The organism is Limnobaculum zhutongyuii (assembly GCF_004295645.1).
Taxonomy (GTDB): Bacteria; Pseudomonadota; Gammaproteobacteria; order Enterobacterales; family Enterobacteriaceae; genus Limnobaculum; species Limnobaculum zhutongyuii.
In genome coordinates this window covers 2,632,141-2,652,263 of sequence record NZ_CP034752.1, presented here as the reverse complement: position 1 = coordinate 2,652,263, position 20,123 = coordinate 2,632,141, and the positions used below count along the sequence as shown (strand labels likewise).

The following is a 20,123-nucleotide window of genomic DNA, read 5'->3' as shown; positions in this document are numbered from 1 at the left end:
TTAAGATTTCTTTATTTCGACTTCGCCGGCGCGTAAGTGAATAAGTATTTTGTATTTTTGTCCGACCCCATCGATATCAACGATATCCATCCAGTACACTTCCCCGGTATCTGAACCGGTATAGTGAGCAATCACTGCCAAAAACTGAGTTTTAGCCTCAATTTTCATTGGTTTTAACGGCTTAAATTGCCCTGGTTCCAGGGTGTAATCCTGATGGTCGATGTAGTTTTTCCCCAGAATCTTATCCAGGGGTTCAGTGGCAACCTGGTAGTAATCGGTACTGAGTAGCTTTGAGTCATCTTCTAAATAGATCACCTGAATATCGGTAGGAGAAGCCTCTCCCTCCAGATTCGGGTTAATGTTTTTATCCGCCAGAAGCGTGAACTCAATTTCGCTGGGGTTCTGGTCCGGGTAACCTACCGGTACGTCCGGATCGGTGACCACGGTATAAACCTTCTTGGAAACTTCACAGCCAGACAGCATCAGACTGATGAAGATCAGAATTACTGCCCCGATGCGTTTCATAACCGATCCTTTCCATCCAGTTCTTGTTGCAGCTGGCGAATGTGCCTGTCGTAAGACTGTTCGTATATTTCCCAGAATAGTTTTTCAAACCCTTGCTGGCGGTTAGAGGTCAGTTCGTCAAAGTAGCTGCTGTACATTTCCCAGGCCCAGTTGCTATCCGGCGCGCTCTTTTCATTGGCCCGGCGGTAACGCAGGAAACGGGCAATAAGCGCCTGAGGAGAAAAGGCTTTAAGCAGGGCGGTAAGCGCTTCGGAAATCGCCATCTGGTTGGCAGTATGGTGCAAGCGAATTTGATTTAAGCTCTCGGCGAACGCTGAAGGTGCTGACAGATGCACCGGGCACTTATCGGTGGAATACAGCAGGTTAAGCATTTCATCGTAGCTAAGCTTAAGGTGGAGTGGGTTATCCTCAATGGGTCTCAGATGCTTATCTGATGAGTAGAGATTAGCCGAGTGCAGTGAGCTTAATCCTTCAATCACGGCTCGGATGCTATAACCAATCTCTTCCAGTAAATCATAGGCTTCTTTACTGTCTTTCAGATTAATGGTGTGTTTCATCCCCTGAAACAGCGGATTGATCGCCAGATGCGTGAGATCGTTATCCATCGGCATAGCGTCATAGCCTTGCTTTTCTTCTAACTGGATAGAGTGATCCAGCACATTTTGTGTCGTGACCGTTGGCTGTATGGTGCGCGGAGACCCGGATACAGGAGCCTGTTCTGAATCCAACACTTTCATTGGATCGAGAGGCAGGGATGAAATCACCTGAGTTTGTTGGAATTCAGGCAAAGCCAAATCACCTGAGGATGACCCCGGCTTTCTGGAGAGAATTTCATTAATGGTGTCATGGTGATTAGCGATGATATCTTCAGGGCGCATGGATAGCGGGTCCTGATACAATTTACCATCGGGATTGACCTGAACTTTTATTTTGAAATCAGATAATTTAAGCACATCCCCATGCTGCAATCGTACAGGCTTAGCTTTGGCAAACAGATCAACATCATTCAGATATAAATCAGGTGCATAAGCGCTAATGCAGAAGTGGGAATCCACCATATCAACTTTAGCGTGCAGAGGCTCAATTTGCCCCTTTTGATTTTGAATGGACCAAAAATTGTCGGGATTACTGCCAATGGTTGCACCCTGTGAACCAATGAGAGTATTACCATGTTTGCCACTGGCAAGGCTGTCGTTATTCAGTATCTGAAGCGTCAGCGTGTTTGAATGATTCATAATTACTCCTGCATCTTCAGCATAATGCTGGGATTGCGTGGTGGTTCTTGCAAAAAGGTTGTCCAACCTAAATAACATCCGGTATCACTGCCTAATGTCATGCTGCTGAGTTGGTTTTGAGCCAGTACTAACTGCAGGTCCCAGGCGAACTGATCCCTCAAAATGAATGAAACAAAGTTATGAAGTGCATGATGAAGCGAACCGGTAGGCAGAAATTGCTCCATCTTTTCACGGCTTAATTCACCGATCGTCAGAATAAATTTTCCGCTGTAATCAGGAATGTGGGTGCCGATAATGAAGTTTTCCCCCAGCACCGAATTAGCCAGACCAATGCGGTTTTGTTGCTGTTGAGGAATGGCTACACGGCGAAATTGCCATGACTGGATTTTTACTGAAGAGAGATCGAAACAGTGAGCAATCAGCGACGCCATCAGATGAGGCGAACGCCCCGAACTGGCAAGAATACCGGCATACGAAAGCATCTTGCTTTGGTTCACCTGTAGCGATTGCCGTATGCTGGTTTTGCCTAATCCAACCAGGGCAAACATTCGTTGGGAAAACTCATCTTCGCCGCTGTGTTTGTAGCAAATGTAATAACGATATTTACGCCAGATTTTGTACAAATAGGTTGCCAGGCGATGATTAAACAGATCGAGCAGGGCGGTTAAACGGTAATCCTGCTGGATCTCTTCCCAGGCCATATCTTCCAGATAATAGTTTGGCAGTGGGGAGTGAGTACCGGTCAAGCTCAGAAAAGGGAGCTTGATCTGTATTTTGTTATCTTTAAACGTCACCGCAGAGATATCTCGGGTGACAAAGGCCAGCGATGGATTACTGATAAACTGAATAAATTCCTTATGTGGAGGTAAATTCAGTAAGTTATCAATATCCACATGGCTTGATTTCGCCAGTAGCTCAATCAACTGATAAAAATTATATTTTTCCGCCTGTTCCGGAATCAGGTATTCATCAACGACCATTGGTACACCTCATGTGTTGATGCATTAACCAGTTCCAAAAAATGGAATGAATTGACCGTGGCATATTGGGAGTAAAAATGGGCGATAACCGCACCAAACAGGTACATTTCCCCAACGTTATTAAATGCCGCCGGTGAAATAACCAGCGTTGACTTATGCCCCTCAATAATCAACTCGTTGTAATACTGCTGATGGGGTTCAGACTCAAAACTATGAATAGATGCCAGCAGCTTACTCATCGACTTTTCCGCCCGCTGGCTATAGCGGGTAGTGAAATTGTAATTTTGTAAAATCTGGCACAGAGAGTGCTTGTTCAACAGAGATAAATAGTTCAACGAAAGGGACGAGATAGTCGTCCACTGCAAGCTGCCATCCAGATCCGGACGGATAACCCGGGACGGGTAAGTCACATTGCTTAATGAGACAAAGCTCGGGATCTCTTCGCCACCAAGACAGATATCGCCAATTCTTAATTTTTGCGCTTCGTCCCGATTACTGCACAAGGCGCGGATGGAAATGATTTCGTCATGATTAAAATGCTGAGTTTCATCGCCTCTGACAAAAGAGAGAGAATAAGCGATCTGCTCTTGCTCACGATCCGACTTCCGATTGAGATGGAAATAGAGCGGGATCTTACCGTTTTCATAACGGGTCTGATGGAGAAAACTGTCAAACGGGGAATATTTACGTATCTGGTTTTTACTCCAGCCGCTGATGCTATCAATAGCAAATAGCTCATAATATTCACGGTGTTGATGGTTGATATATAAAGGATATTCGGTTTTATCACCATCAAGAGAAATCGGTTCGCAATCGTGATAAAACAGATTAATTGCCGGAGCGCAGTTAATTTTTATCGAGTCGGCGGTTAGTTTTAAGGTTGCGGGCAACGGGCGTTTGAATTTAAACGCCAGAGTAAATTCTTTGGTATTTAAACGATCCAGATAATCAGGGAACCCTTTAAAATCAAAGAACAGGAAGCCTTCGGTAAAGGTAAAATATTCATGCAGTAAACGGTATCCGGCGTAAGTATTGGTCGGATAATCCAGAATAGCCTGAGCAGCATCAAAACCAACGGGAATCGCTTGTAAATCTGGCATAGGCAATGATTGACCATTAACCGTCAGGGTAACGCTGGACAGATACTCAGCCAGATAGAGATATAGTTGGCAGCCGGTCAGAATATCGGCTCCCAGAAACAGTCTTAGCTTATCGAAACCAACGGCTGACAAATTCTGATTTTCAGCGCTTTGGGCGCTGAAATGCAGATGGATAGTATCCGGCGATGCTTTAATCGTTTGGTTGATATCAAATGGCATCACCCAGGTACTGCGCGTGGTTCTGAATGTGCAGGAACGGGAATGTTCCGTAGTTACCGGACTGAATACGTTAGCATGGTGTGGAATCTCTACCGCGGTTCCATTGTGAGTTTTAAATTCAATAATGGTAGTACTGGGCGTCTGCTGTAGATAATTGGGCCACAGCATATCCATCAGGTTAGCGGTAAGCTGAGGATATTCCTGATTAATTCTGGCGTGCAGCAGACTGCTTAGATAGGTAAATCCATCGAGCGTGCGGTTAACGTCCGGATCGAAATAGGGTTCTGACAAAAACTGGGAGGCCTGAGGGAACTCCTCAACGAATTTTCTACTCTCCTCATTAAGATAGTATTTTTCTTGTTTAATATAACTATCTGGCAGCATATCATCCCTAATCAAGCTCAAAAAAATACGTGGCTAAATAACTTCTAATTTATTGTTATTAATATGAATATCGAGTTCGATTCGTTCTACATCGTAAACTTGTGCAATTTGAGCAATTACCGAGAAATAATAGGTAAAGGTAATAGGGTCCTGCCGCACCACAACCTGGGTTTGGCTGATACGGGGCTCATAGCGTGCAATGCAGTGGCGAATCGATTGGCATATAGAACTCTGAATTTCTTCCGTACTGAGCAGGGCATCATTAACATCAATAATGCCCAGCTCTTTAGTTCCATGGCATTCACCCGGTCTGGCGTTGAAAATATGGCGCAGATTGTTTTTTACCGACAGGATAAAGGCCGCGTCCCCTTTGAGTCGCGGCTGATCGTTTTGTAATCGGTCAAACAGGCTGCCTTTACTGCCGGTATTCCAACGTCGTAAGGTCGCCATGTATTACTCCTTGTCCAGGCGTCCTACCAGCGAGAGCTCAGTGTATGAACCCATGCTTTTCAGATGTGGACGAAGTAACAGACGTGTTTTCACCCAGCCTGGTTCGCCCGGAACATCGCTAACGGTTAAGCTGATAGCGCGGAATGGACGACGGCAGCGAACGTCTACCGGTGGATTTTCCTGATCGGAAACATACTGCTTCAGCCAGGTATTCAGGTTGCGTTCCACATCGGCGGCTTCCTGATAAGAACCGAGTTTTTCGCGTTGAATCACTTTCAGATAGTGGGCAATACGGGTAGACAGCATGATGTAAGGTAATTGAGTCCCTAGCTTGCTGTTGGTTTCTGCCGCTTTACCTTCGTCAGTATTCGGGAATTTCAACGGTTTTTGTACCGACTGAGCAGAGAAGAACGCAGCATTATCTGAACCTTTACGCATGGTCAGCGCAATAAAGCCCTCTTCAGCCAGTTCGAATTCACGGCGGTCGGTAATCAGCGTTTCTGTTGGGATCTTGGTTTGCAATTCACCCATGGCTTCAAATACGTGTACCGGCAGATCTTCAACGGCACCGCCGCTTTCTGGTCCAATAATATTCGGACACCAGCGGTATTGAGCAAAGCTATCGGTTAAACGGGTACCAAATGCGTATACGGCATTGGTCCAGAGATAATGCTCATGATTATGGCTAACGTCCTCTTCATAACCGAAGCTTTTCACCGGATTATCCATCGGAGAATAGGGCAGACGAGCCAGATTCCTTACGGTTAACAGGCCCAGCATTCTGGAGTCTTCGGCTTCACGTAGAGAGCGCCATTTGGTGTAAGTCGGGCTTTCAAATACCGAGCTTAGTTCTTTGATGCTGTCTAACTGGGTATAGCTATCAATGCCAAAGAACTGAGGTGCGGCAGAAGAGATGAATGGCGTATGCGCCATTGCCCCTACTGCAGACGTGTATTGCAGCAGCTTGATATCTGGCGCATTAGGTAAGAACTGATAATCTGCCAGAATAGCGCCAATAGGTTCACCACCGAACTGACCATATTGTGCTGAGTAAACGTGCTTATATAAACCAGACTGAGTAATTTCAGGCGCAAACTCGAAATCTTCCAGCATTTCGTCTTTGGTTACATACAGCAGGTTGATTTTGATGTTTTCTCTGAAATCGGTACGGTCAATTAACAGTTTTAAACCGCGCCATGAAGATTCCATTTTTTGCAGTTCTTGGTTATGCAAAATTTCATCAAGCTGGACACTAAGTTTTTTATCCAGCTCGGCAATCATTCGATCAACTAGCTGTTTATTAACGGGTTCTTCGGTATTTCCCGTATCCAGAAGATGAGAAACTAATGTAGCGATACCCTGTTTAGCAATATCGTAGCTTTCATCAGCCGGTGAGTAGTTGGTTTGGGAGGCAATCTGATCCAACAGGCTCATGGAGCTAAGCGCTTGCTCTTTGGAATCAGCGGCAACATTTTGTTCAGCTATAGACATAAAAAGTAATCCCTTGTTAAAACACGAATGCAATCACATAGCGACTGCACATAACCCATGAATTTATTTCACCGGTCTTTATTGCAAGTGGATGCAATAGTTAGTGTTTATCCGATTCAGTTGTCATGCTCAGCTCACGCAGTAGCTGTTCACGGCTTGCTTCATCACCAAGAATGGCTTCGATTTGAGCGCGAAATGCGGGTTTATTACCGAGTGGGCCTTTCAGGGCTACCAGTGATTCCCGAAGTTCAATGAGTTTTTTCAACTCGGGAACGGCCTGCGCAATGCTATCCGGCGATAGGTCTTTAAGGGTTTCAACTTTTAATTTGATAGGAATTTCAGATTCAACTTTTGAATCATCTTCTAAGCGATTAGGAACTGAAAATTCAAGCTCAATACCTGCATTAGCCATTACCGAATCAAAAGTATATTTATCAATTGATATTGGTTTACGCTCTTCTATTGGTGTGTCTTGAGTTTTTCCGGTGAAATCACCTGTCACTAATACGTGGAAAGGTAATTCTTTTTCCGCGACCTGACCATTTGTTTCAGTTGTATATTTAATATTGATACGTTCTTTGGGTGCAACACTACCTTTTTTACCAGCCATGATTAATCCTTTGCTAACTAGATCCTGGGGAGTAAAGTGTATTTAATTAAATCTAATCTGAATTTTAGATATGTGTGCCACAAACAATAATGGTCAAAATTAAAAATGGCAATAGCAATTATATTTATTTTTTTAATTTTAAATGTTTCCATTGTGTTTGTTTTTTGGTTTTTATTTTAATGAAAATCCATTAATTATCATATAATTAAATTTATTTTTTGTTGTTGTTTATTATATTTTGATGGTGTTGCCATACGACATTTTTAGATTTTTATAAATTTAAAAACTGGTAAAAATAGCAGGTGTAAATATGATTGATATATGTATAACATATTTAAAATTATTATTTTCAATCAGTATTTTAATGCGTTTTTCTGTTTATTGAATTAACTTTCTATTTATATTGTTATTAATGTAAATGAATTTAAGTTTTGTTCTTAGACGCTGTCTGATTGAATGATAGATGTTTTTCTTGATAATTGATATTCATGTATCGGAAATGGAATTTAGACATGAGTGTATTTTAAATGAATTTTTAGTAAATACATTCATCGTTTTAAGAAATTTAGAATAACTTACTGATAGGCAGTAATTGTTATTCTGAATACACACTTGGCAATCAAATGTTAAAGGAGAATGCGATGCCAACACCACCTTTTGTATCCATCACTGGAAAAACTCAAGGCAACATTACTCAGGGTGCTTATACTCTTGAGTCTGTTGGTCAGGGATTTATTGAAGGTCATGAAGATGAGATGATCGTTCAGGAAGTGAAACATCAAGTCTTTGTTCCTACCGACCCACAAAATGGTCAGCCTTCAGGCCAACGTCAACACAAACCTCTGGTTCTTACTATCGCGTTAAATAAAGCCGTTCCGTTGCTTTATAACGCATTAGCGGCGGGTGAAAGTCTGCCGGAAGTAGCACTGAAATGGTACAGAACGTCTCCTGATGGTAAGCAGGAGCACTATTTCACCACCAAACTGGAAGACGCCACTATTGTAAATATGGATTTAGTGATGCCTAACAGCCAGGACCCATCTCAGTCTCATTTCACTCAATTGCTTGATGTGCATTTAGCCTATCGCAAAATTGATTGGGAACACGTAGTTGCTGGTACTTCCGGTGCAGATGACTGGCGTAAACCAGCCGTTTGATTTTAGTGTTTGTATCTTGAAAATAGCCGCATCTGTACCGATGCGGCTATCTTGCATAGACGATATAAGGAGTCAGTATGGAGCTAAGGGATTGCTTCAAGGACGAGCTGCAATACATTAAGCAATTGGCTGCCGAGCGAGCAAACCAAAATCCAACATTTGGTGAGTTTCTGCAATCTTCAGAAAACGATGCAGACGTTGAATTTTTGTTTGAACACTTTGCCTTTTTGATGGCTAAACTGCGGCAAAATGTGGATGACGCGTTTCCGGAAATCACGCAAAATCTGCTGTCTCGGGTATGGCCTACGCCAATCAGGCCAATACCTTCCACATCGATTCTTAATTTTCGCCCCAAGTCGGATGAAATTTATCATTTGATGAAAGGCAGTCGGGTTGAAGCCGATCTGGGCAATGATGAAGCCTGTACTTACCAGCTGGCAAGAGATGTCAACGTTGTTCCCTGCATTATTCGTGATTGTACGCTGGTTAATACTCCGACTAACGGCATGATAAAGCTGAAAGTTGAATGGCAAGGAAATATTACCAAAGAGGGGAAGTGGGTAACTGAGCCATTTACGCTGTTCTTAAGTCCGGACCAACAAACTGCCGGGCTGCTGCAATTATGGTTGCAGCAATATCTGGAGAAGGTTGCGGTGGTTTGTGGTGACAAACGTTTCTCACTCTCCAATCGCGTGATTCAAACCTTTACTCCGGATCCCGAAAGCCTGATTCTTCCACTGGATATTCCACTATTTTGGCGTCTGCAGCTGTTACAGCAATATTTTCATCTCCCGCATGTCAATGACTTTATTACTATCGATTTTAGCGCTGAACTGGATACTGTTCTGTTGAATGAGGATGGTACTTTTGAGCTGCAATTCGAATTTAATCAGCCATTACTGACCGATAAACCTATTGATGTGACTACGGTTTTTTTCACCAATTGCGTACCCGTTATTAATCTTTGTCAGAGCAAGCCGCAGATCGTCGATTTTATAAAAGGGCAAAGTACCTATCAGTATCAGGATGAAGTGAACCATAACGTTTATCAGATTAAATCGATCTATTCGATTCTTGAGTCTGGTATACGTAATTCTCGTGGTGATTCAATCAATTATCTGCCAATAACGCAATTTACAACCAATAACTTTGATCATAGCCAGATTTACTATCAGTGCATGCTGGAACATAACGTCAAAGGCGAAGCGCAAACGCTAATTACGTTTATTGATAGTCAGGGAAAACGTATTGTCGATTTCCCTAATAAAACATTTTTTTGCGATGTAATTGTGACTAACGGACAACTGTGCGGCGGTTTAGATATTGGTGATATTTGTATGCCAACGCTGGATATTTCTAATAGCCTCAATTTTTCTAATATTACCCGACCAACCCATGAAATCGCGCCACTAGTGGATAGTCATAGTCATTGGCCCATTATTTCTCACTTATCTCTCAGTCCAATGTTTTTAAAAGATTTGGCCGCCATCAAACAACTGTTGACCGATTTGAATTTCCATATCCATACCAGCGCACCGTTACAGCAGCTAAGTGAACAGCGCTTATCGGGCATTGTCAGCCTTAAAACCCAGGCGCTGGACTGGATTTGGCATAAAGGGGTGATGAAACGTGGATTGGAAATGGTGTTAACCCTGAATCCTGACAATTTTAGCGATGACGGGGATATGTATCAGTTTGGTTTCATTTTAGGAAATGTACTTCCGTACTGTATGACAAAAAATAATTTCCTGATGATGAAAATCGTTAATAGCAAAACCCAGCGATTATGGTCTCTGGCACCAATCTTAGGTGGAAGAGAGCAAATTTGATGAATAAAACTCATCGATAGATTGTGCCACCCCATGATGGGAGTGACATGCGCATTATGTTGATGAAATATAGGGATGTAGGTTATGGATACCGGATTATATTTCTCATGCAAAATTGGCAGTCTGCCGGAAACAACATTTGATGTAGTTGACTTCACGTTGGAAGAGGCGTTATCGACACTGTTTACTTTAGACGTTAAGGTGGCCAGTGATGATGCCAATATCAATATGGATGAGCAACTGCTACAAAAAGCCACGCTGACAATTAAAGTTGATGGGGAAGTTAAGCGCATTATTAATGGCATCGTCGAAGAAGGATTTCGGGGAGACAGCGGCTTTCAGCGTACCTATTACACCTTTACCATTCGCCCGGAGCTATGGCTGCTAACGCTAACTCAGGATAACCGAATTTTCCACTTTAAGTCAGTGCCCGATATTTTGGACGAATTGCTGCAAAAACATAGCGTTCGGGCTGAATCTAAGTTGATTGATTCCCATAAGCAATGGGAATACACCACCCAGCGTAATGAAACCGATTATCAATTTTTCAGCCGGTTAGCGGCAGAAGAAGGCATTGTCTTCTGGTTTGAAGAGAACAGCATGTTTTACAGCGATAGTCGTACCGGCATGACCGGTGGAGAAAAATTGTTGTATAACCTACATATTCAGGGTTTCAACCGGGAAGCGGTTATTCACCGGTTACAGTATGGCGCTAAGATGAAGCCTAATGCGGTTCATCTGAAAGACTACAAGTTTTCCCACCCCGACGTAGGTCTGGACTCAAAAGTCAATCAGGCTAAAAAGCGACCGCTTTATACCATGTATGAAAGCTATGGTCGTTATGATGATGACGGTGTAGCGCAACAGTATGCTAAATATCGGTTGGAGGCCCATCAGGCTAATAGCCTGTCCGGTAAAGCGGAAAGTAACAGCATCCAATTAATGCCTGGGAAGATTTTTACTATCGAAGAACATCCAGCGGATGCCATGAACAGCAACTGGCAGATCGTCAAAATTGTTCACCGCGGCACATTACCTCAATCGGTAGAAAAAGAGTCGGTAGATAAAGTCGCTGCCATCACCAATGAATTTACTTTTATCCCCGGTAGCGTGGATTGGCGGGCACCGTTTATTGCCAAGCCAACGGTATATGGAGATGAAACCGCCACGGTTGTTGGTCCTGCGGGGGAAGAGATTTACGTTAATGAATACGGTGAAGTGAAGATCCATTTTCACTGGAATAAATACGATGCCGCTGATGAAAATGCTTCATGTTGGGTAAGAGCAGGGCAAGGCTGGAACGGTGACGGTTTTGGTTTTATGGCCGTTCCGCGTATTGGGCAGGAAGTGATTATTGCCTATCTGAATGGTGATATTGATATGCCGGTGATTGTCGGCACTTTATATAACGGCAAGAACTCCACCCCGGTATCACTACCGGCCAAGAAAACCCGTATGACCATTCGCTCGCAGACCCATAAAGGCCAGGGTTTTAACGAAATTGGTTTAGAGGATGAATCCGGGCAGGAAGAGTTCTATATGCATGCCCAAAAGGATATGAATACCGATGTCCTGAATAATAAAGGTACACATGTCATCAACGATCACAATGAAAATGTAGATAACAATCAAACCATGGTGGTGGGTGTAGACCAAACGCTGAATGTAGGTAATAACCAGGCCGGTACTATTGGTGTAGACCAAACGCTGGACGTGGGTAATAACCAGACCAATACCATCGGCACTAACCAGAGTTCAACCATCGGTGTCGATCAGAGTTGGGATGTGGGCAGCAATCAGACCAGCACTATTGGTGTCGATCAAACCACTACCGTAGGCAGTAATCAGACCGATACCGTAGGTGCTAATCGCACAGCGACTATTGGCGGTAATGATGTACTAACTGTGCAGGCTAATCAGGCAGAAACCATCGCTATTGCCAAAGCGGAAACGATTGGTGCGGCTAAAGCACTGAGTATTGGCGCGGCCTACCAGATTACCGTGGGTGGGGCGATGAATACCTCGGTGGGGCTGGCTCAAGGCACGCAGGTTGGATTGGGTAAATCGCTCTTGGTTGGTAAGGATTACAGCCAAAACATTGGTAAAGATAAAAGTACTACCGTGGCTAAAGATACCAAATTTAAGAGCGGTAAAGACTATGTGATTAATGCCGGTAACTCCGTCACCATCGTTTGTGGCCAATCGAAGCTGGTGATGAAAAAAGATGGAACTATTACGTTAAACGGCAAAGATTTAATGGTGAAAACCACGGCCAAACAAACCTTTAAAGCCAGTGGTGATATTAAGCTGAAAGGTAAGAAGATCCATGAAAACTAAGGTGATGAAATTCACACCCTATTTTGAGTGGGTGAATCATTATTATCAAGCCCAGTATCGGGTTGGTATCACGGAGTTTGCACAACAAACGCTGGGGGAAATTGTTTATCTGGAACTACCTCAACCCGGTAGTCTGGTTAAGAAAGATGAACCCTGTGGTTTTGTGGAGTCGAGAAAATCGGTTGTGGATATTTTGGCTCCTCTGTCTGGTGTGATTGTGGCAGAAAACCGGTCTCTAATAATGAATCCTAAACAGATAAACCAATCACCTTATGAAGAGGGCTGGCTATTTACTATAGAAACTGATGATACGCAGCAATGGAATAGCCTGTTGGAAAGCGAACCTCATTTAGAAAACGGCAGAGGAATACAGAATGATTAAGGAAAAAATCTCAAAACTAAATCGGCTGTTTACCTATACCACTTTAGGGCGCTTAGTCGATTTCAAAGATGATAAACATCCCGTTGTCGAAATTAGTGACGGAACGCTCACTGAAACCCATTTAGCGCGTTCGTGCATTAAGTTAACTAAAGTCCAGTTGGGTTCTGAAGTTGTATTATTGCTGGTGGGGGATAATTCACCAGTTATTACCGGCGTTATTGAAGCGGAGCCTGTGGAAATAGTGATTGAGGAGCAAGCTCCAATATTTCCTAAAAATGTGATTACAGTGGATGGTCATGTTCTCGATTTAAAGGCAACGGAGCGGATCTCCTTACAGTGCGGGCAGGCCAGAATTACCTTAACTAAAGATGGCAAGATTACGATCAAAGGAAAATATCTGTTAAGCCGGGCCAAAGGATCTAACCGTATTCAGGGTGGTTCTGTTGAGCTTAATTAATGTGTAGCCCATGGAAAGCATGATGCAGGAACAAACATTATTAAAACCGATTTTCGGCATAGCACCTCAAACTATTTCTCAGATGGTGAATCGGGATGTGGTTGAACAACATGTCGAAGAGGCCTCATTTCAATGGCTGCAACATGTTAGTGCGGTTTCTCGCCCTGATTACGATTTGCAGGATATTGCCGAACTGGATGAATACATTGAAGCTAATCTGGAAGGCATCTATCTGGGAAATGAAACGGCCTGGGAAATTTGTGAATCACTGCTGGAAGACGATATTGAGTATCTTTTTTCTGCCACTATTTTAGCTTTTCGATGCGATAACAAAGCGTGGCAGAAGAGAGTCTTAAAAACCGTAAATAGTGAAAATGAAAATGCATTTATCCACGCTTTAGGGTGGTTGGATTACCCTATGGTTAAGCCTTTCGTTACTCAACTGCTTAATGATAAACGTCCTTTTTATCAGTATATTGGTGTTTCTGTGTGTGGTTTGCAGCGTCAAATGCCGGATGTTGATTTAAAAGAATTACTCAAAATTAATATCCCTTTATTGAAGAGCAGAGTGATTCGCCTTATTGGTGAATTAAAGTGCCACGATTTACGAAAGGATTTACATGGCTACCTGGTGCATGAAAAAGAGGAATATCGATATTGGGCTGCCTGGTCGTTGTCACTGTTAGGGGAAAGAACCAGTACCATCCCGGTACTGGCAAAGTTTGTGAATGAAGTATCTGATTACCAACTGCCAGCGTTACAGGTATTACTAAGAATTAGTGATGAAGAGTTACAAAAGCAAATTATTAATCAATTGATTGCTGATTCTGAACTAAAACTGGCTGTGATGGGAGTAGGTATTGCTGGTTATCCCGAATATGTGCCTTGGCTGATTGAAATGATGGAACATCCTGAGCTGGTCAGGTTAGCTGGTGAGGCGTTCAGCATGATTACCGGGGTTGATATTGATTATGAGGATCTGGTGATTGAAGACGATGATGATGAACAAGCAGAGTCTTTCGATCTGGATAATGATGAACTGGATGAAAGCTTCTTTGATGATGACGAAGAAGACGATTTAGATGAGTACGAGCAGGATTTACAGGTGCCAGATCCTAAATTAATTGCGGTGTGGTGGCAGCAATATCAACCACATTTTAATGAGGGAGCTCGCTATCTGGTAGGAAAAGTCATCGCAGAAGGTAGCCTGTTTGAAGTATTACAAAGGGGATTTCAGCGTCAACGAAGTGCTGCAGCGTTAGAGCTGGGGTTATTGCACCCACAATATCTGTTTTTGGAAACTCAGGTGAAAGGACGCAGGCAGCAACGGTATGCTTTAGGAGGGAGATATTGATGGCTAGAGAAGTGTTTGCGAATGGGCGAGAAGTCTCTTCTAAAAAGAGTAATGCAAAAGCTGTGGCCCCACCACCTGATGTTTGTCATACACCACCACCACCACCACCGCCGTTGGTTCCCCCAAAAATTGGTATTCCCATTCCTTATCCTAACGTGAGTCAGTCATCGACACACAAAAAAGGAACTAAGACGGTTAAAATTAAAAAAAAGGAAGTGGGTATTAAGAATAAGTCATTTTATAAAACTAGTAATGGCAATCAGCCTGCAACCAGTCAATTTAAAAAGGGAATTCTTTCTGGAACTATTACAGGGAAAGCGTATATAACTTCATGGAGTTCAGATGTTAAATTTGAAAAAAAGAATGCTGTTCGTCACTTAGACTCAACAAGGCAAAATGTAAAATAGGAAGGGAATCTAAATGGCTGATAATACTGATGGCGAGTTGGGTAAAATCATTGCAACGCAAGGAGTTTCACCTGAAGAAAAACCTGAATGTGAGCAAGCTGGATCAGCAAAAGAGCAGGGAAATAACGTATATGATAAAGCAAAAGATGCCCGCCGCTCGGAAGATGCAAAAACTAAATTTGAAAATAAAGCAAGAGCGGTTGCTGGAGCTTTTGTTAAAACGGGTAATGAGTTGTTTGATAATATGATTATGAAGATGATCAGCTGTCATTCAGCTTCTGCAAGTTTTAATTCAGAATTTGAAACTGGTCAGAAAAAAGGCACGATAGAGATGTGTGATGGAAAATCTTACACATTTGGTCCACAAAGACATACTCAGTTTGCCTGCCATGCAGAGACCAAATTAATATCTGCCTTAGCAGATGTGGGTTTACTGAAAAGTGCGAAGATCACTTTTAACATTTTTTGGAAAAATAGTGAAGGTATTAGTAACGTACCTTGCCCAAGCTGTTTTGATGCAATGTGTTTTGCCGCAACTGAATGTAATGCGGATATTTTTGTTTGTAGTGAGAAAAATAAGAAAGTACCTTTAGATAAAGATGGTGAATGTAAAGATAAAGAAGATGGTTATGAAGATTTTCTCTCTAGAATAAAAAGATAAAAATATTAATTTAAGAATAATAAAGAAGGAGTTTATATATGTTAGTTATCCCGAAAATTCTAGAATCACAATTTCTAATTGAGAGTGATTTAAATTATGAGTGGGAGAAAGAGCATTGTAGAATGTATTATATTGAGTATATTAATGATAAGTTATCTCATGCTCTATGGCAGCTAAATCATAAATCAACGGTTGGTTTGGCTACGGCATTAGCAGAATGGATTTTATGGCGACTATCATTATCTAGCAATAATCCGTTTATTCAGGAGTTTAATGAAATTGAGGCTATGTGGGCGGGATTAATCTCTAAAGATTATATATTCGACTCATTATATAAAGGAAAGAAAGATAGCGATAAAGTCATGGGCCCTTTATGGGTAACTCTAAAATGTATGGAAGATGTTCGTTTTAGCTATATTGAAGGTAAAATATTTATTAATGAGAAGCTTTCTGCTTTGGCGGCAATAGCACGATTGGTTACTCCTGAATCGCAGTTTTTCGATAATTGGATAGCTAATTGTATTAAAAAAGCTATAGTGTTGTTCCCTGCTGAGTATGATAGAGCTGAATGTAATGATCCCAGCGAGCGTTATAACTCATCTCATGAACTTCCTATTCCTAGAGAATTCTTTTTTGATTTTGATTTTGATTATTTGACTGCAAATGTTAATAAGTTATTAACAGATTTCATTTCTTCACTAGATTATACGGTAAATGATTTTTTAAATCCTCCGGAAGTAATGATTAATAATGGTTATGTAGGAACTCCTTATATATATACGGGAAGGTAACATGTATCAGTTACCTGATTATATAATATTTAGTCAAATAAATAGCCCAAATATTAATTATTCTTGGGATGATTCAGATGTAGAGTCTTGTTTGAATTATGATTATGCCAATTACATTATTAATAAAGTCAATGCAATCAGTTTACGAGCTAAGATAGCTTTATCTATAGGTATTTATGAGTGGATATTAGGTCGTTTTGAGGGCTTATATCATAATGTTATCCCAAAACAAATTGCTGAAATGGCTTGGTGTGCAAATATAAATAAGGAGTACACTTATTATTTGGAGTTTGATAGAGCGGAATACTTAGGGCCAATAAATGCCCCTATATGGTGTGGGTTTAGTTTTTTAATTCCTACTTTATATGTTTCAGAAAATGTAGGTATTGATGAGAGCAATGCTAGTGATATTTTTGGTTATGATGAAAATGCTTGGGAAACTGCATTGCTTTACCTTATTTCAATAACTATACATATAGTTCCAAAGAATAAACTATCAATATTTATAGATTGGCTGGAAGGTGTAGTTCATCGTTTGTTAAATTTTTATATTATGCCTGAAGAGGATCCATTTATTAACCTTTTTGGGCATAAGAATGATAAAGACTGGCTTGGTGATTATATTTCCAGGGAAGTCCTCGATCTTAATTATGCTTATTTTCCTGATAAGTCTTTAGAACTGTGTGATAAATATCTTCAATCAGTTGATTATATAAGCAATCCATTTTTATTATTACCTGAAGATATAGCCAATAATAAAATTAAGACACCTTACCGATTATTACAGGAATAGTGACTTTTCATCTGTAATGTTAATGGATTAAGGCTGGAAGGGGGTAATTATGCAATTTATTAATAAAACTAAGTTTGAAGCCTGCTGGATTCCGGGATTAGGTACAGATGGGCGAGAGCAGTTGGTTGTAATTATTAAAGTGACATATCAAATGCCCCAGCAAGAAGGAGAGATTAATCTGGCTAATGTTCAAAGAAATATAATAGAAGCAGATATTTCAACTGGTGAACCAGGGTTTTCAGCCATTTTATATGAGTCCGATTATGTATCTTACAAGCCTATGTGTGATGTTTTATTTAATGGCTGTGCTTATGCTCCTTTTGAAGAGGAAGTAAAGGAGTTAGTGGTAAGTTTACAGGTAGGTAAAATGTATAAATCATTTAAAGTTATAGGTGATAGAACTTGGGGAGAATCGCATCCACAACCTTTTACAATGATGCCTATTTCTTATGATAATGCTTTTGGTGGTACAGATATAAGCGATAAGAAGAAATTTCGTTTTTACCGGGATAATCCGATTGGTACCGGTTATTCTTATCATTGTAAAAATATTGTAGATATGTCATTGCCTAATACAGAAGAATTAAATTCTCGGGTTAAAAATCCAAAAGGTTCTTATAAGCCTATGGCATTTGGTGTTATTGGCAGGGCATGGCAGCCTCGTATCGAATATGCAGGAACATATAATAATGAATGGATAGAAAACACTATGCCATTCTATCCCGAGGATTTTGATATTCGTTATTTTCAATCAGCACCACCGGAACAGCAAGTTCCTTATATAAAAGGAGGGGAGAGAGTCATATTAAAAAATCTTTCAGCCAATGGAATAGAATCTTTTTTGTTACCTAAGCAAGATATACCCGTCATTTTTACTCAATATAAAGGTGGTGATATTCTATTACATTCGGTAGTTGATACATTAGTCATTGAGCCCGAGTTAGGCATTTTCTCCATGGTATCTCGAGCAACGTTACCTCTTAGAAAAAATCTTCATGACATAAAAAAGATAATTGTTGGTGATGTTGAACGTGAATGGCGACATAAGCAACGAGTGCCGGATAAGAAATATTATGCAACGTTAGCTGATTTTATTGTTCAAAAAAGGAGATAGCTATGGATTTAGCGGTACTCTCAACAGGTATAGTTTCTGCAATTGGGTTTAATGCTTTGACAAGTTGTGCTTCGATTCGAGCAGGAATCAGTGGAATTAGTGAGACTTATTTGAATGAATACACGGGAAGTATTGAACATTTACGAGGTGGGAAGGTTGCATTGCCACAATGGTGGGATCGTGTTGATAGATTAGTTGATTTAGTTGCTCCAGCCATTATTGAAGCTTTAAATTTTATTGATAAAAAAGAACGAAAACACGTCCCCTTATTAATAGGGACAGCACTTCCTGAAATGCAATTTTTAGGTAATGTTATTGAACAACAACTATTAGCGAAGATTGAAGCAAAATTAGGCTTGCCACATCATTTGGAGTCACGTGTTTTACCTATAGGCCAGACGGCTGGAATTCAGGGATTGAAAATAGCCAGCATGCTTTTAACTAAAAATATATCAGCTTGTATAATAGCTGGAACTGATAGCTATCTTCAGAAAGAAACAATTAAATATTATATGGCTCAACGTCGTTTGATGACGAGTGATAATTCGAATGGTTTTTTCCCTGGAGAATCTGGTTCTGCAGTTTTAATTGGTTTAAGTAGTTATTATCCTCAGGCGCTATTGCATATTTTGGGTATTGGTGAGTCAAAAGAATTAGTAACTATTTATTCTGAGGAGATTTTTCGTGCAAATGGAATGACTAAGGCAATTAGAAACGCGGTTACTAAATCAGGTATTAAATTAAGCCAGATTAGCTGCCGTTTTACGGATGTTAATGGTGAATATTATAAATTTCGTGAAGGAAATATTGCTATAGCTCGATTTAATAACAAAAATGAAACAGTAGATATGGACATCTGGCACCCCATCGAATTCACCGGAGAAATTGGCGCAGCTATCGTCCCTCTGTTGCTAGGCCTGGCTTTAGATGCCGGACAAAAAGGTTATAACCCAGGGAAATATTTATTATTTCATGTAGGTAATGACAAAGAAGATCGCGGCGCTCTGATTACACGTTACGGACCATCAGTTGATGAATAAGATACTTATCAGACCAGAGCATCCGATATACCTGCCTCAAACCCATTAAGGCAGGTAATTCCAAAAAACTACAACTCCTCAATCTTCCAATCAATAGGCTCTCTTCCTGCCTGTACCAAAAACTCATTCGTTTTTGAAAACGGCTTACTGCCAAAAAATCCACCATTGGCCGCTAATGGAGAAGGATGCACGCCTTTAAGCAAATAGTGTTTAGGATTGGTAATGCCTTTAGCGGCGTCAATGGCATGGTTGCCCCACAGAATAAACACTAACGGCTTTTCATGATTATTGAGTTGTTCCAGCACCTGGCTGGTAAATTTAGCCCAGCCAAACTTTTTATGGCTACCGGCATTTCCCTCATCTACGCTCCAACTGGTATTCATCATTAAGACCCCTTGTTTAGCCCAGGAAACCAGATAGCCATGTTTAGGGGCATCAATATCTAAATCAGTTTTTAACTCTTTATAGATGTTTCTTAAACTTGGTGGAATTTTTATACCGGGTTTTACTGAGAAGCTTAAACCGTGAGCCTGATTGGCTCCATGATAAGGGTCCTGACCCAGGATAACGACTTTTACATCATCATAAGCACAGAGTTCAAAGCAGGAAAACATATCATTCTCTGGTGGATAGACTGTTCCGATAGCGCGAGCGTGATTAACTTTCTCCATTAACGCAACGAAGTAATCCTGTGTTTCCTCATGTGCCAGAAACTCACTCCAGTTTTCCATACGGTTTCCTTTTTAAGCTAAATTATCATTAGATTATGATCTTATCTCATTAAAGATATGCAGACAATGTATCGCG

20 protein-coding genes are annotated in these 20,123 nt (G+C 41.1%); 12 read left to right on the top strand and 8 right to left on the bottom strand.

What is annotated here, in order from left to right; genetic code table 11:
* The 7 genes from tssJ to tssB all read right to left on the bottom strand — a co-directional run bounded on the left by tssJ (position 1) and on the right by tssB (position 6,997).
* Positions 1-525 carry a type VI secretion system lipoprotein TssJ gene (gene tssJ / locus EKN56_RS11905; RefSeq protein ID WP_130591980.1) on the bottom strand — a complete coding sequence of 175 codons (525 nt, stop codon included), beginning with the start codon at positions 523-525 and terminating at the stop codon, positions 1-3.
* Positions 522-1,760: a type VI secretion system-associated FHA domain protein TagH gene (gene tagH / locus EKN56_RS11900; RefSeq protein ID WP_168189649.1), complete on the bottom strand. Its 1,239-nt coding sequence runs from the start codon at positions 1,758-1,760 to the stop codon at positions 522-524. Before tagH ends, tssJ begins: the two co-directional genes overlap by 4 nt.
* 2 nt (positions 1,761-1,762) lie before the next feature.
* Positions 1,763-2,740, bottom strand: coding sequence for a type VI secretion system baseplate subunit TssG (gene tssG, locus EKN56_RS11895; protein WP_130591978.1), 978 nt, complete (start codon positions 2,738-2,740; stop codon positions 1,763-1,765).
* Positions 2,719-4,443 (bottom strand): type VI secretion system baseplate subunit TssF, encoded by a 1,725-nt coding sequence (gene tssF, locus EKN56_RS11890; protein ID WP_130591977.1) that lies wholly within the window; start codon positions 4,441-4,443, stop codon positions 2,719-2,721. Before tssF (EKN56_RS11890) ends, tssG begins: the two co-directional genes overlap by 22 nt.
* 33 nt (positions 4,444-4,476) lie before the next feature.
* The gene (gene tssE, locus EKN56_RS11885) at positions 4,477-4,893 is read right to left on the bottom strand and encodes a type VI secretion system baseplate subunit TssE (protein WP_130591976.1); all 417 of its coding nucleotides are present in this window, start codon (positions 4,891-4,893) and stop codon (positions 4,477-4,479) included.
* Positions 4,894-4,896: 3 nt separating this feature from the next.
* Positions 4,897-6,384, bottom strand: coding sequence for a type VI secretion system contractile sheath large subunit (gene tssC, locus EKN56_RS11880; RefSeq protein ID WP_130591975.1), 1,488 nt, complete (start codon positions 6,382-6,384; stop codon positions 4,897-4,899).
* A gap of 100 nt (positions 6,385-6,484) precedes the next feature.
* Entirely contained in the window at positions 6,485-6,997 is a 513-nt protein-coding gene (gene tssB, locus EKN56_RS11875; protein ID WP_407656555.1) for a type VI secretion system contractile sheath small subunit, read from the bottom strand.
* Between the two features lie 638 nt (positions 6,998-7,635).
* Between tssB and EKN56_RS11870 the strand changes: the two genes are divergently transcribed.
* The 12 genes from EKN56_RS11870 to EKN56_RS11815 all read left to right on the top strand — a co-directional run bounded on the left by EKN56_RS11870 (position 7,636) and on the right by EKN56_RS11815 (position 19,316).
* Complete coding sequence (locus EKN56_RS11870) at positions 7,636-8,151, top strand: Hcp family type VI secretion system effector (protein ID WP_130591973.1); 516 nt, start codon at positions 7,636-7,638, stop codon at positions 8,149-8,151.
* Between the two features lie 77 nt (positions 8,152-8,228).
* The gene (tssF, locus tag EKN56_RS11865; RefSeq protein WP_130591972.1) at positions 8,229-9,980 is read left to right on the top strand and encodes a type VI secretion system baseplate subunit TssF; all 1,752 of its coding nucleotides are present in this window, start codon (positions 8,229-8,231) and stop codon (positions 9,978-9,980) included.
* Positions 9,981-10,064: 84 nt separating this feature from the next.
* Positions 10,065-12,317 carry a type VI secretion system Vgr family protein gene (locus EKN56_RS11860; protein WP_130591971.1) on the top strand — a complete coding sequence of 751 codons (2,253 nt, stop codon included), beginning with the start codon at positions 10,065-10,067 and terminating at the stop codon, positions 12,315-12,317.
* Positions 12,307-12,699, top strand: a complete 393-nt coding sequence (locus tag EKN56_RS11855) for a glycine cleavage system protein H (RefSeq protein WP_130591970.1) — start codon at positions 12,307-12,309, stop codon at positions 12,697-12,699. The genes EKN56_RS11860 and EKN56_RS11855 overlap by 11 nt, the downstream gene beginning before the upstream one ends.
* Positions 12,692-13,156, top strand: coding sequence for a DUF6484 domain-containing protein (locus EKN56_RS11850; protein WP_130591969.1), 465 nt, complete (start codon positions 12,692-12,694; stop codon positions 13,154-13,156). Before EKN56_RS11855 ends, EKN56_RS11850 begins: the two co-directional genes overlap by 8 nt.
* A gap of 19 nt (positions 13,157-13,175) precedes the next feature.
* Positions 13,176-14,510: a TIGR02270 family protein gene (locus tag EKN56_RS11845; protein WP_168189648.1), complete on the top strand. Its 1,335-nt coding sequence runs from the start codon at positions 13,176-13,178 to the stop codon at positions 14,508-14,510.
* Positions 14,510-14,917, top strand: a complete 408-nt coding sequence (locus tag EKN56_RS11840; protein WP_130591967.1) for a DUF4150 domain-containing protein — start codon at positions 14,510-14,512, stop codon at positions 14,915-14,917. Before EKN56_RS11845 ends, EKN56_RS11840 begins: the two co-directional genes overlap by 1 nt.
* A gap of 13 nt (positions 14,918-14,930) precedes the next feature.
* Complete coding sequence (locus tag EKN56_RS11835; RefSeq protein ID WP_130591966.1) at positions 14,931-15,578, top strand: hypothetical protein; 648 nt, start codon at positions 14,931-14,933, stop codon at positions 15,576-15,578.
* A 38-nt stretch (positions 15,579-15,616) separates the two neighbouring features.
* Entirely contained in the window at positions 15,617-16,369 is a 753-nt protein-coding gene (locus EKN56_RS11830) for a hypothetical protein (protein ID WP_130591965.1), read from the top strand.
* 1 nt (position 16,370) lies between these two features.
* Positions 16,371-17,162: a hypothetical protein gene (locus tag EKN56_RS11825; protein ID WP_130591964.1), complete on the top strand. Its 792-nt coding sequence runs from the start codon at positions 16,371-16,373 to the stop codon at positions 17,160-17,162.
* Between the two features lie 49 nt (positions 17,163-17,211).
* A complete protein-coding gene (locus EKN56_RS11820) occupies positions 17,212-18,276 on the top strand; it encodes a DUF2169 family type VI secretion system accessory protein (protein WP_130591963.1) in 1,065 nt (354 codons plus the stop codon).
* Between the two features lie 2 nt (positions 18,277-18,278).
* On the top strand, positions 18,279-19,316 hold the full coding sequence (locus EKN56_RS11815) for a hypothetical protein (protein ID WP_130591962.1): 1,038 nt from the start codon (positions 18,279-18,281) through the stop codon (positions 19,314-19,316).
* 68 nt (positions 19,317-19,384) lie between these two features.
* On the opposite strand, the gene EKN56_RS11810 is transcribed toward EKN56_RS11815, so the two are convergent.
* Positions 19,385-20,047 carry a uracil-DNA glycosylase gene (locus EKN56_RS11810; RefSeq protein ID WP_130591961.1) on the bottom strand — a complete coding sequence of 221 codons (663 nt, stop codon included), beginning with the start codon at positions 20,045-20,047 and terminating at the stop codon, positions 19,385-19,387.
* Positions 20,048-20,123 lie beyond the last annotated feature (76 nt).

Coding starts and splice junctions, on each gene's coding strand:
- EKN56_RS11820 (WP_130591963.1), top strand. CDS start 17,212: ATGCAATTTATTAATAAAACTAAGTTTGAAGCCTGCTGGATTCCGGGA.
- tagH (WP_168189649.1), bottom strand. CDS start 1,760: ATGAATCATTCAAACACGCTGACGCTTCAGATACTGAATAACGACAGC.
- tssG (WP_130591978.1), bottom strand. CDS start 2,740: ATGGTCGTTGATGAATACCTGATTCCGGAACAGGCGGAAAAATATAAT.
- EKN56_RS11825 (WP_130591964.1), top strand. CDS start 16,371: ATGTATCAGTTACCTGATTATATAATATTTAGTCAAATAAATAGCCCA.
- EKN56_RS11810 (WP_130591961.1), bottom strand. CDS start 20,047: ATGGAAAACTGGAGTGAGTTTCTGGCACATGAGGAAACACAGGATTAC.
- tssC (WP_130591975.1), bottom strand. CDS start 6,384: ATGTCTATAGCTGAACAAAATGTTGCCGCTGATTCCAAAGAGCAAGCG.
- EKN56_RS11815 (WP_130591962.1), top strand. CDS start 18,279: ATGGATTTAGCGGTACTCTCAACAGGTATAGTTTCTGCAATTGGGTTT.
- tssF (WP_130591977.1), bottom strand. CDS start 4,443: ATGCTGCCAGATAGTTATATTAAACAAGAAAAATACTATCTTAATGAG.
- EKN56_RS11870 (WP_130591973.1), top strand. CDS start 7,636: ATGCCAACACCACCTTTTGTATCCATCACTGGAAAAACTCAAGGCAAC.
- EKN56_RS11855 (WP_130591970.1), top strand. CDS start 12,307: ATGAAAACTAAGGTGATGAAATTCACACCCTATTTTGAGTGGGTGAAT.
- tssE (WP_130591976.1), bottom strand. CDS start 4,893: ATGGCGACCTTACGACGTTGGAATACCGGCAGTAAAGGCAGCCTGTTT.
- EKN56_RS11840 (WP_130591967.1), top strand. CDS start 14,510: ATGGCTAGAGAAGTGTTTGCGAATGGGCGAGAAGTCTCTTCTAAAAAG.
- EKN56_RS11830 (WP_130591965.1), top strand. CDS start 15,617: ATGTTAGTTATCCCGAAAATTCTAGAATCACAATTTCTAATTGAGAGT.
- EKN56_RS11860 (WP_130591971.1), top strand. CDS start 10,065: ATGGATACCGGATTATATTTCTCATGCAAAATTGGCAGTCTGCCGGAA.
- EKN56_RS11835 (WP_130591966.1), top strand. CDS start 14,931: ATGGCTGATAATACTGATGGCGAGTTGGGTAAAATCATTGCAACGCAA.
- tssJ (WP_130591980.1), bottom strand. CDS start 525: ATGAAACGCATCGGGGCAGTAATTCTGATCTTCATCAGTCTGATGCTG.
- EKN56_RS11850 (WP_130591969.1), top strand. CDS start 12,692: ATGATTAAGGAAAAAATCTCAAAACTAAATCGGCTGTTTACCTATACC.
- tssF (WP_130591972.1), top strand. CDS start 8,229: ATGGAGCTAAGGGATTGCTTCAAGGACGAGCTGCAATACATTAAGCAA.
- EKN56_RS11845 (WP_168189648.1), top strand. CDS start 13,176: ATGATGCAGGAACAAACATTATTAAAACCGATTTTCGGCATAGCACCT.